This is a genomic window from Alistipes sp. CHKCI003, assembly GCF_900021155.1.
Taxonomy (GTDB): Bacteria; Bacteroidota; Bacteroidia; order Bacteroidales; family Rikenellaceae; genus Alistipes; species Alistipes excrementavium.
This window is the reverse complement of record NZ_FCNT01000028.1, coordinates 1-14,168: the sequence shown is the minus strand read 5'-3', so window position 1 is coordinate 14,168 and position 14,168 is coordinate 1. Positions and strand designations below refer to the sequence as shown.

The window sequence follows — 14,168 nt, the reverse complement described above, 5'->3', positions numbered from 1 at the left end:
CTAAGACCCGGCGGAGAGGAATCGTCTTTTCATCTCTTTTCACGATGCCGCCGCCGTCTGCGAAACGGCAACCTGCAAATCGCAGATTCGCAGCACCTCTGCTCCGTGCAGGCTGCCATTCATCCGCCGCCACTCCAGCGTCCGTTTCCGAAGAGTACGATTTTTCGTACAGGCCGGACAGAGAGTCCGGTCTGTTTCGGAATGCGGCCCCGGCCGCGGATCGCGGCTCTTCAGAGCCGTGCGGGCCGCGATTTATTCGCCGCCGGAGGTCCCGCCCGCGGGGTGCGTTCCGCAGGCTGCGGCCGCTTCTGCCTTCGGTAAGGAACGCGCAAGGTCCTGCGGTGCGGCACCGCGGCGGAAACGTACGAGCCCGCGGCGAAATGCGGGCTGCCGCCCCCGGACAGCCGAAAAACCGAGAGAGGAGCGGGCCCCGCATGGGGGACAAACCGGCGGTATTGCTCGGCAATGCCGCACATTCGTCCGAAGCAGCTCGCACCGTTCCCTCCTGTGCGCCGTAGCCGATGCGGTCCGAAAGCGACCGGAACATCCCTCTCGGCAGACTGCGCCCTGCAAGCATTCTTTGCCGACTGGCATTCGGCACCGCCGCCCCGGCGGACGAAAAACCGTGAGAGGATCGGCCTGCCGCAAAAGAAGAGAAACCCGGTCTCTCATCCTCGGGAAAACGGTCTCGGTGCATGACAGATGTTCAGCCGCCCGAACCGTAAAAGCCATAATAACAAACCCCGGATTCGAAAGAGTAAAACTCCCCGCGCATCACGAAAAACTCCGGCGGACAACTCTTCGCCGGACATCCGTTACGGGACCGCTTTTCGGCTACGCAACGCACGACCCGCCCCAGTCATCATTCCGCCCCGATGCGCCGAACCGCCTCCCACGAAGCACATCCCACGAAATGCGTCCGGCAAAGTACATCCGGCAAAGTACATCCGGCGACCGTCATACGCCGGCCCCGACGGTCCGTGCGACCCCAGCCGAACTTCGCGGCCCGTCGCCCCGGTCATCGCCCCTCGATGCGCCGAACCGCGGCCGCGGCACCGGCGAAGAGCGTCGGCAGGTCGCAATGGACCGCACGACGGTTCTCGACCACGATCCGGCCGTCGACCACGACCGTCTCCACATCCGCGGCCTTGCCGCAGTAGACCAGATCCGAGACCAGACAGTTCACCGGCTGCAAATGAGGCTTTTGCAGGTCCACCAGTATCACGTCGGCCAACGCGCCCTCGCGCAACGTGCCGAGCTCGTCCCCGAAGCCCATCGCCCGCGCACCGTTCACGGTCGCCATCCGCAGGATCTCGTAGGCCGGCACGGCGCAGGGATCGCCTGTGGCGGATTTCTGGAGGAACGATGCCGTGCGCATCTCGTCCCACATGTCCAGATCGTTGTTCGAACAGGGGCCGTCGGTCCCGATCGTCAGAAGCGCCCCCGCACGCACCATGCGCTCGACGGGCGCCACACCGCTCGCTATCTTCATGTTGCTCTGCGGATTGTGCGACACGGCGACGCCCCGCTGCACCAGCACGGCAATGTCGTCGTCGTTCACATGCACGCAGTGAGCGCCGATCGTCCGTTCGTCGAGCACGCCGAGACGATCGAGGTGTTCGACGGGCGTGCATCCGTAGCGTTCGCGGACGATCCGCATCTCGTCCCGCGTCTCGGCGATATGGGTCATGAAATGCAACCCGTGGCGGCGGCACAGCTCCTTGCCCCTCACGAGGTTCTCGGGCGAAACCGTATAGGCCGAATGGGGCGCGGCGGCGATCCGCACGCGGCGGTCGCCGGCGGTCGCCTCCACGGCGGCCTCGATCTGGGGCCACACTTCGTCGATGTTCGAGTCGAAATAGTTGCATCCGAGCATCGCCCGAATCCCCGTGCGGCGGGCCGCTTCCACGCAGCGATCCTCATGGTAGTACATATCCACGAACGACGTTACGCCGCCCAGCAGCAGCTCGGCCATCCCCAGCTCGGCCCCGAGCATCACCTCCTCGGGGGTCTGTTTCGCCTCGAACGGCCAGATGGATTCGTTGAGCCAGCGCATGAGCGCGATGTCGTCCGCGCGGTTGCGCTGGAGCGTCATCGCCGCATGGCAATGAGTGTCGACCAGCCCGGGCATGAGCAGTTTGCCGCGGCCGTCGATCGTCCGCACATCGGGATGCGCGGCGCGGAATGCCTCCGCGGCGGCGGCATCGGCCGCAACGAGAGCGATCCGGTTGCCCGCGATCCCCACCGAACCCGTGAACGGAGCGCCGTCGGGCGCCTCGGAAGTCATCGTCAGGATCGTACAATTTTCGAATAAAAGCGTCATATGCGTCTGTTTTTATATTTCTCATTATTTGCTCTGTTCCGCAAACCGGGACGACCCGCCGCGGATTTAGCACCGTTTTCCGCCTTGCACCGGACCGCAAAAGACAGCCCGCACCTCGGGAAGCATGCCGCCTCGAAAGGGCAGACCGCCGATGCCGCCGCCCCGAAGCGCCGGATCAGACCCGCGCAATCCGCCGCAGCTTCGCACACCTTCGTACAGCCGGGACAACTCCGCCTCGACGACCGTTTTGCAACCCGAAGGCCGCAAACGCCATCCGCGACGCCGCACAACCGAAACCCGAGACCCGCAACCGCCCCTCCGGCCGGCATAAACCCACGACCTGCGAAAGTCCTCCCCGAACCGCCGCCTGCACGCAACCGAAGCACGCAACCGAAAACCGTGCGGCCGATACCGGCATAAGCTTCCGACCGGCACGCCCTCCCGAAAGAGCCGCGATCCGAAAACGCACCGGCATTCCATCGTTCTTCCGCTCCCGCAGACCGGCTCCCGCAGCCGACTGCATCCGGGCGGTATAACACGCCGCTTCGTTCATACGGATCCGCCGCACAAGCGGGACACAGCCTCCAGCCTGTCCCCGGTTTCAATTCCTGTATCGGCTCCAATCCAAACCCCGTTCCGGACCAAATCCAGTCCCGGCCTCAATCCCGGCCCAGTTCCGGTCTCAATCCCGATCCCAGTCCCAGTCTCAGTCTCAGTCTCAGTCTCAGTCTCAGTCTCAGTCTCAGTCTCAGTCTCAGTCCCGGCCCGATCCCAGTCTCAGACCCGGTTCCGGCCCAGTTCCAGTTTCAGTTCCGGTTAAACTCCAAGTTCCGTTCCGGTTCTCCCTCTGCCCGAAATCTCACCGCCTGCCCCGTAGCCGCACTCCGCTCCGGCGCGATCCTCCCGGCGGAAGCGACACATCCGCCCGCGGGAAGGCGGTCAGCGCTCCTTCCGATCCACCGAACACCCCTGCACGGTGATGACATGGCGCCCGTCCACCGAATTGGAGTAGATCTGGATCACCTTGTGGAACACGCCGGGATCGCTCTTATGGGGCTCGTAAACGATCCGAACCGCCGCTTCGCCGCCCGGAGGCACCGGACGCTTCGGAAACGAAGCCCGAAGGCACGAACAGGAGGTTACGACACGGGTGATGACCAGCGGGACCGTCCCGTCGTTTGCAAACGTGAAATCCTTCACCAGATCGCCGCCCTTGCGGGGCACATTCCCGAAATCGCAGGTCGCGCTGTCCATCCGCAGCAGAGCACCCTGCACCGTCGGCGGCGGATCGTCTCTCCGCACCGCCGGGCGCATGTGCCTTTGCACCGACGGATGTGCGCGGAGCAGCGCCGACGAATGCGCGCAGCACGCCGGACGTTGAGACGACCTCTCCTCCGATGCCCTCCGCCCCCATTCCGCCGACGAGTGCACGGCGTCCGCCGCCGACGGACCGCGGAACAATCCGTGCGCCGCAGCGAACCGGCCGCAACCCGGCGCAGCAGTCCGTCCGCTCGGGTGCGCCGCCGTGCATTCGCGGGGCAACTCCCGTGCATCCGCCCCCATGCCCCACAGCAAAGCAAGCGCAAAGACGAGCGTTTTCGCCGTGCCGCATGCACGACAGGCAGCCCCGCGAACGGCCGAGGCGGAGGAACGACAGTCCCGAGCGCCCCCCGCCGATACACCGGACCGCAAACCCCGCCCCTGCGGCAAAAGCCGGTGCGGGAACCGCCCGTGCGGAAAAACGCCGCGGGCATGAATCGATCGTTTCATAGTCGTCATTTCAATTTGAATACATAGGTGATCGTACCGCCCTGCACCGGTGCGCGGCTCTCGGTGAACTTCGCTTTGCGGGCCGCCGCAAGCGCCGCCTCGATCAGCGAGGGATCGCTCGTCGTGGAGCCTTTGGGTTCGTAGGCCGCCGAGGTTACCTCGCCCGCAGGGCCGACCGTTACGCGCACGACGACCTTGCCGCCCCGGTTGCCCGGATACGAAGGTTTCGGAAGCGCACCGCGCAGACCGCGCCCCTGCAAGCCGCGGTCGAGCTGATCGAGCCCGTCCGTACTCAGTCCGGGCCCCCGGCCGCTCGCCTTGTCTTCGCCTTCGGGAGCATGGGGATTGCCCGCATCGTCGGGCGCATCGGCCCCGCCCTTGTTCATCTTGAACAGCGCGCGGGGATTGGGCGTCTCGGTCTTCTCGTCCCTGCCGGCGACCTCGGCCGTCTGCTCCGCGGGCGCCGCCGCATCGTGCATGCGCGGTTCCGTCGGCGTCCGTTTCAGCGGTGCGGGCGGCTCGGGAACCGGCGGCTCGGTGAAATCGACCCATATCGCCTCCTCCGTCCGCTGTCCGATCCGGAAATCGAACGACACGAAAGCAAACGCCGTCCCCAGCGTCAGCACGTAGAGCGCCGCCGCAATCACCGCCCACCTGCGGGGCGAACGATCGTTCGGATTATAGTAGTACATAACTGTGTTCCATTCGATTGTATTCATTTCAGGACCATGCGCCAGCCGCCCGGCCCCATATTCGTTTCCGCTCCGTTTTTCCGATCGGGGAGACGGACGTCCGTCTTCCCCCCCCCGACGTTTGCCGAACCCGCACGCCGGACCGGCTCGCTCCCGGCGCAGCTCCGTGCCGCGTCCGCGTTTTTCCGTTTCCCGAACGAATCCGGCCTTCTGCCCTTCTGACCGGCTGTTCTGCCGCCATTCTGTCCGACTGCCCGGCTGTCCGGCTGTTCGCACACCTCCCCCGGTCGACACCGCGCTACGACCGGCAGGCCCCATACTCCGACCGCCCCAATCGCAATCGGGCCCTCTTTGGCCCCATCCGACCGACCGCGAAACGCACCGCCCCGTCTCCGAACCGGATCCGACCGTTGCGGGCAACCGCCCGTTCGGTGCGCTGCGTCTCCGCAGTCTCCCGTGTCATACTGCGATCCCTCCCCGCATCGGAAAGGGAAGGTGCGCTCCGCCGCATTCCGCCGCCGCACCGAGGCGGCAGACAGCCGATCCTCACTGCCCGTCCTCGGAACACAGGCTGCACCGCACGGCCTCCGATACACGGTCCTCGATTCACGGATCTCGCGGGGCACCGAATCCGGAACACGCATCCCGGCACGCACGAAGTCCGGGGGGGGGCCGTCCCGTGCGGAAGCGTCGACGCGAACCGACCGACGCAAGAACCTGCCGGCATAGCTCCGATGCACGGTCCTCGATGCACGCGCCCCGATGCACGGACCTCGGGGCACCGAATCCGGAACACGCATCCCGGCACGCACGAAGTCCGGGGGGGGGCCGTCCCGTGCGGAAGCGTCGACGCGAACCGACCGACGCAAGAACCTGCCGGTATAGCTCCGATGCACGGTCCTCGATGCACGCGCCCCGATGCACGGACCTCGCGGGGCACCGAATCCGGAACACGCATCCCGGCACGCACGAAGTCCGGGGGGCCGTCCCGTGCGGAAGCGTCGACGCGAACCGACCGACGCAAGAACCTGTCGGCATAGCTCCGATGCACGGTTCTCGATACACGCGCCTCGATGCACGGACCTCGCGGGGCATCGAATCCGGAACACGCATCCCGGCACACACGAAGTCCGGGGAGGGGAGGCCGTCCCGTGCGGAAGCGTCGACGCGAACCGACCGACGCAAGAACCTGCCGGCATAGCTCCGATGCACGGTCCTCGATGCACGCGCCCCGATGCACGGACCTCGCGGGGCACCGAATCCGGAACACGCATCCCGGCACACACGAAGTCCGGGGAGGGGAGGCCGTCCCGTGCGAAGCGTCGACGCGAACCGACCGACGCAAGAACCTGCCGGCATAGCTCCGATGCACGGTCCTCGATGCACGGACCTCGGGGCATCGAATCCGGAACACGCATCCCGGCACGCACGAAGTCCGGGGGGGGCCGTCCCGTGCGGAAGCGTCGACGCGAACCGACCGACGCAGGCGCCGGACTTCGAAAGCCGGTAGCTGCGAAAACCGCACGACCCGCCGCGAGAACCGTCCGCCGCAAAAATCTTCCGCCGCAAAACGCCCGGCGAAAAAAGCCCTTCGGCACAAAACCCTGCCGCGAACGAGCGCCCTCCGGCAGGCGCGACGGCCGCGAACCGCCGCAAGGGGCCCGTCTAATTGGGCGAAGTCGCCAAAATCAGTTTGTAGCCGTTGTCGCGCGCGACGTTCATCACCTTCACCACTTCGTCCACCGCCACCGTCTTGTCGCAGTGGAGCGAGACCGTGGCATCCTCCCTGTCGCCGAGCCGCGCGCGGAGCGCCTGTTCCACGCCGTCGATGCCCTGTACACGTTCGAGCTCGACGTAGTAATTGTAGTGCGTGCCCTCCTGCTGGATCGACACCGTGGTCATCGCCTTGTCCTTGAGTTGGTTGGCACTCTTCGGGAGCACCAGCTTCAGGGCATTGGGGTTGATGAGCGTCGTGGCGATCAGCAGGAACAGCAGCAGCAGGAACATGAGGTCGGTCATCGACGAGGCCGAGAACGACTTGTCCACCTTGGAGCCGTGTTTGATAGCCATAATCTGTCTACTTTTGAACGGGTTGGTTCAGAATATCCATGAAGGCGATCGAGTTGGCCTCCATCTGGAATACGAGCTTTTCGATGCGGGCCACGAGATAGTTGTAGCCGAAGTAGGCCGGAATGCCCACCAGCAGCCCCATCACCGTAGTAACCATCGCCACGTACATGCCGCTCGAAAGCAGTCCCAGATCGACCGTGCCGCCCGCGGCCGACATGTCCATGAAGGTCTGCACCATGCCGAGCACCGTACCCAGAAAACCGATCATCGGAGCGCCGCCCGCGATCGTGGCCAGAAACGGAAGGTTCGTTTCGAGCTTCGAGACTTCGAGATTCGCCACGTTCTCGATGGCCGTCTGCACGTCGCCCATCGGTCGTCCGATGCGCTCGATGCCCTTCTCGATCATGCGGGCGATGGGCGTGTCGGTCTTCTTGCAGAGGTTCACCGCCACGGCGATCTTGCCGTCGGAGATGTAATCGCGGATGCGGTTCATGAAGTTCATGTCGAGGGCCGAAGCCTTGCGGATGGCCATGAACCGCTCGACGAAGATGAAGATCGTGATGCCGCCGAGCAGCAGCAGCGGCCACATCAGCCAACCGCCCTTGGTGAACAGTTCCCACAAACCCATGCGGGTCTCTTCGTTGACCGCCACCGTTTCGGCGGCCTGCAAAAATGTAATCATACGTTCAGAAATTTATTTAAGTTTTCAATTCGCCGTCCTCGCTTGTCCGGTTCCGTGCCGCCGCATGCGGCAGTACGCTTCATCCGTTCGCTCTTCCGTCGCCCCGACCGTTCGCGCAGGCCGCCGGACCTCATCCAGCATAGCTGCACCGCCGTCCGGCACACCCGGCACACCCTGTACCCCCTGCGCCGCAATCCGGCGCATCCCGCGTACTCCGTGCCGCCGACCCGGCACACGCTCCGTAACGACACGCCGCGGTTTTCCGCATCCGGCCGCATACCGCGCCCTTTCCGACCGCCTCGGCCGACGCACCGCCGTCCGGCGCAGCCGGCACACCCTGCACCCCCTGCGCCGCAATCCGGCGCATCCCGCGCACTTCGTGCCGCCGACCCGGCACACGCTCCGCAACGACACGCCGCGGTTTTCCGCATCCGGCCGCATACCGCGCCCTTTCCGACCGCCTCGGCCGACGCACCGCCGTCCGGCACAGCCGGCAATCCATGCACCCCCTGCGCCGCAATCCGGCGCATTCCGCGCACTCCGTGCCGCCGACCCGGCACACGCTCCGCAACGACACGCCGCACCCCGCCTTCCGCAAACTTCCGCCCCGCGCGACCTCGGACACCGCATTCCGCCCGCCGCACTTCGGGCAGCTATCGCTCCGCGGGGGCCGCCGCCCGTCCGGCCGCACCGTCCGCCGCCTCGGGCGAGAGGCCGCCGTCCGGACGGCCGATGCTGTCCTGCGCCTGCGAAAGGCGCTCCTCCGAACCGGCAGCGTCCGCTCCGGCAGGCGAAAGAGGCACCACCGAACGGGCGGCGGGGTCCTGCCGCGCCGTCTCCTGCGCCTGCGGATGCCGCGACGCATCCCCGCTCCGCGCCGCGCTGTCCTGCCGGGCCCGCTCTGCGGCGCGGGCCGCACGGCGCTCCCGGCGCTTGCGGCTCGAAAAACGATCCCGGATTCGCTGGCGCAGGTCCTTGAAGGTGTTGAAATCCTCCTTATAATAGATGCCGATGCCGGTCTCCTGCAAGCCCTGATTCTCGTCGAAGCGGTCGATGGTCTGCGTGAAGGCCCTCAGACGCAGCGTCCCCGCGCGGTCGATGAGCCACGTTACGTAAGCCTCGCCCATGAAGTTGGACATGTTGCGGTTGACCGCCTGACTGTTGTCGAGGATGTAGTTGCCTTCGAGCTCGACGAACAGGCGGTCGTTGATGAGGCTCTTCGAGAGTCCGAAGTCCAGCTCGTCGCTCGTCAGATCGGTCTTGGGGCGGTAGTCGATCCGCACGTTGTAGTCGCTCGTGGAGAGCAGCCGGCTCAGCTGGTTGGTCAGAAATTCGATGCCCGTGCCGACCGACGAAGCGCCGAAGCCCGAGCTCAAGGAGTTGTCTTCGGCCAGAAAACTGCTGAATACCAAGAGGTAGAAAAACTGCGTGTTCATCGTCTCGGGCGTGGCGAGCGCATCGGAGATCACGGCCTGCGTCTCGGGGTCGGTCTGCGGCACGCGGACCGAGAAGGTGATGTCGGGGTGCTGGAGACGGTCGCCCAGATGGATCACGCACTCCACGGGCACCGAGCGGTCGCGGCTGATGTTGTTGGTCGTGGTGCCCTGCAACAGAGGCGTGAGCGACGCCTTGAGCTTGTAGACGGCGCTGATGTCGAGCATGGCGTTCATCGGCGAGCCGGTCCACATGATCGTGGAGCCGCTCTCGATCACGAACTTGCGCGAGATGAGGTTCTGGAGCGAGAGGTTGTAGCTGCCCTCCGCGATCGTATAGTCGCCGTATATTTCGAAGAGGTTCTGGCGCGGGTTGATTTCCAGATTGAGCGTCCCCTCGCCCCGTCCGCGCAGCACGCTGCCGGCCATGTCGAGCTCCAGATCGAGATTGGGGCGCACGTCGAGCGCCAGCGAGATGTTCATCGACCCCCGTGCGGCGGCGCGGGTCTGCTGCCGCCGCTGGAAGAGCAGTTTCTTGCGCGTGAGATAATCCGTCGTATCGGCCGTGCGGGGCGATTCGAAGACGACGAAGTCGGCGGTCGAAATGTCCGACTTGCCCGACAGGGGCAGGACGAACGACGAGCGGTCGGCCGTAGCGGCCGAGATGTCCATGTTCACGCCCCGCTTGTCGCCCGTGATGGTCGCCGCGCCCGAAGCGTAGATCCGCCCGTAGAAGGTGTCGTTGTCGCGGGGCGTCGTATCGAGCACGAGCATCCGCTCGGGCGTTACGCGCACGCCGTAGGCGATGTTCGAAAGGTGTCCCAGATCGAGGTCGATGCTCAGTCCGCCGCGGTTGCCCTCGGCGTCGTAGAACGTCGCGCCGTCGGCGATGAGGTGGTTGTCCGCCACGTCGAGCGTCAGCTCCGGCACGCGATAGACGACCTGCGTGAAATCGACCTTCGTTTCGAGCCCCGCCACGCGGATGCGGCCCGCAAGCCGCGCATCGCGCCGGCGGCCCCGGAGCTCCGCGCGGATGCCGGCCGATCCCTTCGTGCCGGAGACCACCCCTTTGAGCACGGGGTCCAGCAGGCTCATGTCGAGGCTGTCCACGTCCATGCGGGCATAGTACCGCGCTTCGGAGGGCACGTAAAAACCCTGCACCAGCGTGTCGAGCCGGCGGCGGTCCGTAACCACGACTCCGGCGCGGTTGCGCTGCATGTCCCACGTCGAGACGAGCCGCAGAGGCGGCGCGGGCAGATCGTTCACTTCGAGGCTGTCGAAGCGGATGTCGGCCGCGATTTCGCTGCGGCGGAGCGCCGAGCGGATCGTCGCCGAGCCGTTGGTGATGCCTTCGATCGAATAACCCATCTTGTTGACGATCTGCGTCAGCGGCGCCAGATCGAAATTCCGCAGCCGCACGCGAAGCGTGTCCTCCAGACGGCGCGATGCCGTGCCGTCCACCAGCAACTCCTGCTGGTTGTTCATCACGCTGAAACGGTCGATGCCGATCCGCGCCGTGTCGATGAGGATGCGCTGCGCGAAGATCCGCCACGTCTTGTCCTGCCGCGTGAGATGCGAGGGCAGGATGCGCACGTCCAGCACGCGCCCGTCGGGTCCGGGCTCCTCGGCCAGAGAGGCCGCGATGCTGAACAGCCCCGAGAAGCGTTCGGTCGTATCGTTGAATCCGGTGGTGAGCTTCAGGCGCCCCTCGCGTGCGCCGCCCGCGAGCGAGAGGTTCTGCAAACGGAACATGCCCATGTAGAAATCCTCCGAAGCGGCATAGAGCGCCAGCGAGTCGCCGCGGTTGGTGGCATTGACCTTGATCTTCGTGGCCAGCAGCCGGTCGCGTTCGATGAAATCGGACGAAGCCGTGAGGGCCAGCCGATCGCTCGCGGGATTGAAGAGCAGTTGCAGGCGCGAGCCGTCGGCGACCTGCAACCCCCGCGCGATGGCATCCATCACGGGGTTGATGTTCTTCACGTCGACCGACAGGAGCGAAAAGTCGTTGGCCGCGGAGGTCGGCCGGGTCATGAGGCCCGCCGCACGTTCGCGGTCGTAGAGCATCGGCAGATACTTCCATGCGGCGGCCTTGAGGTATTCGAAGATTTCGCGGTAGCTGGTCTTGCTGCGGAACGTAACGTCGGCGAAGTCCGAGCGCAGCTCGACGAACTTGCTCCGGGCGGAGTTGACGCCCCGCAGGAGGATCTGCCGGGCCTCCACCACGCTGTCGTTGTAGCGGTAGCGGGCGTCGGCGATCCGGATGTCGCCGTTCAGGTCGTCGAACGAACGGCCGCTGCCCTTGGCGGTCAGACGGGCCGAGAGGTTCGAGACCGAATCGCGGCGGTTGAAACGCATGGCCGCCAGATCGGCCTTGCGCAGGTCGAGCGCGAAGTCGTAGCGGGGCACCGAATCGTTGAAATCCACGAGCCCCGCGAAATCGAAATCGAGGCTGCGGTCGCGGGCCGCGATGCGGCCGTCGAACTCGCGGTTGAACAGGTGGCCGTCGAGCCGCAGCGAATCGTAGAGGTAGCCGTTGAACTCGAAACGGCGGACTTCGCCGACGACGTTGGCATCGGCGAATCCCCGGCCCACGGCGCCGTCGACCCGCGCGGCGAGGGTCGCCGTACCCAGTTCGGGATTGGCGAGCAGCTCGCCCAGCCGGATGTCGCGGGCCGCGATCTCGCCTTTCACGCTGCGCCGGTCGCCCTTCAGCGGCCGCACGAGCAGGTTGCAGTCGGCGCTGCCGGCGAGCGTCGAGAGCGAAGCCTCCAGCCGGAACGAGGAGAGCGAACCGGCGAAACGTCCGCTGAGATCGAGACGCCCCGATCGGTCGAGCGTCCGCACCAGATCGTTCGGCAGCTCCCTGCCGCCGATCCCCGCGGCCAACTGGTCGATGTCGGCCGCCGTGGTGGTCAGCCGGCGTATATCGAGATCGAAATGCGTGCGCGCGATGTTCGGAAGGCCCTGCACCGCCGCTTCGGCGACGAGCTGCGTGCCGGCGCCCGCTCCGACGCCCGAGAGCGATGCCTTCAGATCGGCCACCGTGCCCTCGATCCGCAGGCCGATGTCGTGGAAAGTCGTATGCCACGTCCGCAGCTTCGGAGCGAAATAGGCCACGTCGTCCGTCGAGAGGCGCGAATCGCTCAGCGAGGCGTCGATGAGCACCTCGCTCAGGAAGTCCTTGTACTCGGCCCACGAATTTCCGACCAGCGAGATACTCGGAATCCGCACCTGCGAACGGGGCGTGCGGATCGTCGCATGCTCGAAGCCGATGCAGCCGTTGGTGAGGAAGAAGCGGCCCGAGAGCTCTTCGAGTTCGAAACCGCTCCGCTCCGCTGCCGCCAGCGACTCGATATTCATGGAGACGGAAGGGCCGTCGATCCGCAGGTCGGACACCCGGGCGGTCAGTTCGCCGAGGTGCATGCGGCCGAAGTCGATCCCGTAGGGAGGATTCCTGCGGTCGGTGCGGTCGAGGCAGAAATCCATGTCCTCGATCGAGGCCGAGACGATCGTCAGCCCGAAATCGCCCTTTTTCCGTTTGTCCTTCCTGCTCAGGCGGTCGACGACCTGCTTGATGTTCATCTCGCCCGACGGGGTCTCGCGCAGGTAGAGCTTGGCGCGTTCGAGCTCGGCGCTGCCGAGCACGAGCCCCTCGCCGAAGAGGCCGAAGCCCGTAACGAACGCTTCGGCGCGGCCCACGTAGAGCAGCGTGTCGCGCTGGTAGTCCTCCACGTAGAAATCCTCGGCCCGCAGTCGGCTGAACAGCCCGATGTCCACCCGCCCGATGCTCACGACGGTCCCCAGCTTCCGCGAGACGAGGGCGGCGGCCTTGTGCGCGACGAAGTTCTGCACCGCCGGAATCTCCAGCAGCAGCGAGAGCAGCAAAGGCAGCAGGACGAGCGACAAAATCGCCGCCGAGACCGCTTTTGCCAATATTTTTATAACTTTGCGCACTGTACGGCTTTTAACCTGCAAATTTAACTAAAATAGTTAAAATATAACCAAAATCGAGATGGATATTACAATCTTAGGCATCGAATCCTCGTGCGACGACACCTCGGCCGCCGTGATCCGCAACAACGTCCTGCTGTCGAATGTGATTGCCTCACAGGCCGTTCACGTCAAATACGGCGGCGTGATCCCCGAACTGGCCTCGCGCGCCCACCAGCAGAACATCGTGCCGGTGGTGGACACGGCGCTGCGCGAAGCGGGCGTCGCGGCCGACAAACTCGACGCCATCGCCTTCACGCGCGGACCGGGTCTGCTGGGATCGCTGCTCGTGGGGGTGTCGTTCGCCAAAGGACTCTCCATCGCCCGCAACATCCCGATGGTGGAGGTCAACCACCTGCAAGGACACATCCTCTCGCACTTCATCGACCTTCCCGACCGGCAGCTGCCCCATCCCGATTTCCCGTTTCTGTGTCTGCTCGTGAGCGGAGGACACACGCAGATCGTGCGCGTGGACTCGCCGCTCGAAATGCGGATCGTCGGTACGACCATCGACGACGCTTCGGGCGAAGCCTTCGATAAATGTGCCAAAGCGATGGGACTGCCCTATCCGGGCGGCCCCGTGATCGACAAGCTCGCCAAGGAGGGCGACCCGAAGGCTTTCCGCTTCGCCAGACCGCGCATCGACGGTTTCGACTACTCGTTCTCGGGGCTGAAGACCTCGTTCCTCTACGCGCTGCGCGACGCGACGGCCGCCGACCCCGGTTTCATCGAACGACGCAGGGCCGACCTCTGCGCCTCGCTGCAGGCGACGATCATCGAGATCCTGCTCGACAAGCTCGTCCGCGCTTCGAAAGAGTTCGGGATCACCGACATCGCCATCGCCGGCGGCGTCTCGGCCAACTCGGGTCTGCGCAACGCCGTCGCCGAGACGGGTCGCCGGCGCGGGTGGCGCACGTTCCTGCCCGAGTTCAAGTTCACCACCGACAACGCCGCGATGATCGCCATGTCGGGCTACTACCGCTACAAGCACGGCGATCTGGCGACGCTCGACGTCGCCCCCGCAGCCCGCATCGAACAACTCCTCTAAGCCGCCGCGCGAACCGGACGGACGGACGCACCGCCGGGCTTCTACGACGATGTGCGCGAGCTCACTCCCGCCGAACGCAGGGCTTTCAACAAGGCGCCGTTCAGCCTCTCGGAGTACAAGAAGTCGCTTTCGATCGGCGCTGTCGAGGGCGAAGCGGGCT

7 protein-coding genes are annotated in these 14,168 nt (G+C 65.5%); 1 reads left to right on the top strand and 6 read right to left on the bottom strand.

What is annotated here, in order from left to right; translation table 11 throughout:
• Window positions 1-1,018 precede the first annotated feature (1,018 nt).
• The 6 genes from BN3659_RS04560 to BN3659_RS04535 all read right to left on the bottom strand — a co-directional run bounded on the left by BN3659_RS04560 (window position 1,019) and on the right by BN3659_RS04535 (window position 12,903).
• Entirely contained in the window at window positions 1,019-2,323 is a 1,305-nt protein-coding gene (locus BN3659_RS04560) for an amidohydrolase (protein ID WP_091534942.1), read from the bottom strand.
• A gap of 939 nt (window positions 2,324-3,262) precedes the next feature.
• Complete coding sequence (locus tag BN3659_RS04555) at window positions 3,263-3,598, bottom strand: DUF1573 domain-containing protein (protein WP_224757865.1); 336 nt, start codon at window positions 3,596-3,598, stop codon at window positions 3,263-3,265.
• A 500-nt stretch (window positions 3,599-4,098) separates the two neighbouring features.
• Window positions 4,099-4,785, bottom strand: a complete 687-nt coding sequence (locus BN3659_RS04550) for a TonB family protein (protein WP_091534941.1) — start codon at window positions 4,783-4,785, stop codon at window positions 4,099-4,101.
• Window positions 4,786-6,450: 1,665 nt separating this feature from the next.
• Window positions 6,451-6,855: an ExbD/TolR family protein gene (locus BN3659_RS04545; RefSeq protein WP_091534939.1), complete on the bottom strand. Its 405-nt coding sequence runs from the start codon at window positions 6,853-6,855 to the stop codon at window positions 6,451-6,453.
• 7 nt (window positions 6,856-6,862) lie between these two features.
• Window positions 6,863-7,537: a MotA/TolQ/ExbB proton channel family protein gene (locus BN3659_RS04540; RefSeq protein WP_091534938.1), complete on the bottom strand. Its 675-nt coding sequence runs from the start codon at window positions 7,535-7,537 to the stop codon at window positions 6,863-6,865.
• Window positions 7,538-8,190: 653 nt separating this feature from the next.
• On the bottom strand, window positions 8,191-12,903 hold the full coding sequence (locus tag BN3659_RS04535; RefSeq protein WP_253181059.1) for a translocation/assembly module TamB domain-containing protein: 4,713 nt from the start codon (window positions 12,901-12,903) through the stop codon (window positions 8,191-8,193).
• Window positions 12,904-12,982: 79 nt separating this feature from the next.
• Here BN3659_RS04535 and tsaD point away from each other — a divergent pair, with 79 nt between their 5' ends.
• Window positions 12,983-14,008: a tRNA (adenosine(37)-N6)-threonylcarbamoyltransferase complex transferase subunit TsaD gene (gene tsaD, locus BN3659_RS04530; protein ID WP_091534935.1), complete on the top strand. Its 1,026-nt coding sequence runs from the start codon at window positions 12,983-12,985 to the stop codon at window positions 14,006-14,008.
• The last annotated feature ends 160 nt before the right edge of the window (window positions 14,009-14,168 follow it).

Excerpts from the sequence above, each read along its gene's own strand:
- BN3659_RS04560 (WP_091534942.1), bottom strand. The coding sequence starts at position 2,323 with ATGACGCTTTTATTCGAAAATTGTACGATCCTGACGATGACTTCCGAG.
- BN3659_RS04550 (WP_091534941.1), bottom strand. The coding sequence starts at position 4,785 with ATGTACTACTATAATCCGAACGATCGTTCGCCCCGCAGGTGGGCGGTG.
- BN3659_RS04545 (WP_091534939.1), bottom strand. The coding sequence starts at position 6,855 with ATGGCTATCAAACACGGCTCCAAGGTGGACAAGTCGTTCTCGGCCTCG.
- tsaD (WP_091534935.1), top strand. The coding sequence starts at position 12,983 with ATGGATATTACAATCTTAGGCATCGAATCCTCGTGCGACGACACCTCG.
- BN3659_RS04540 (WP_091534938.1), bottom strand. The coding sequence starts at position 7,537 with ATGATTACATTTTTGCAGGCCGCCGAAACGGTGGCGGTCAACGAAGAG.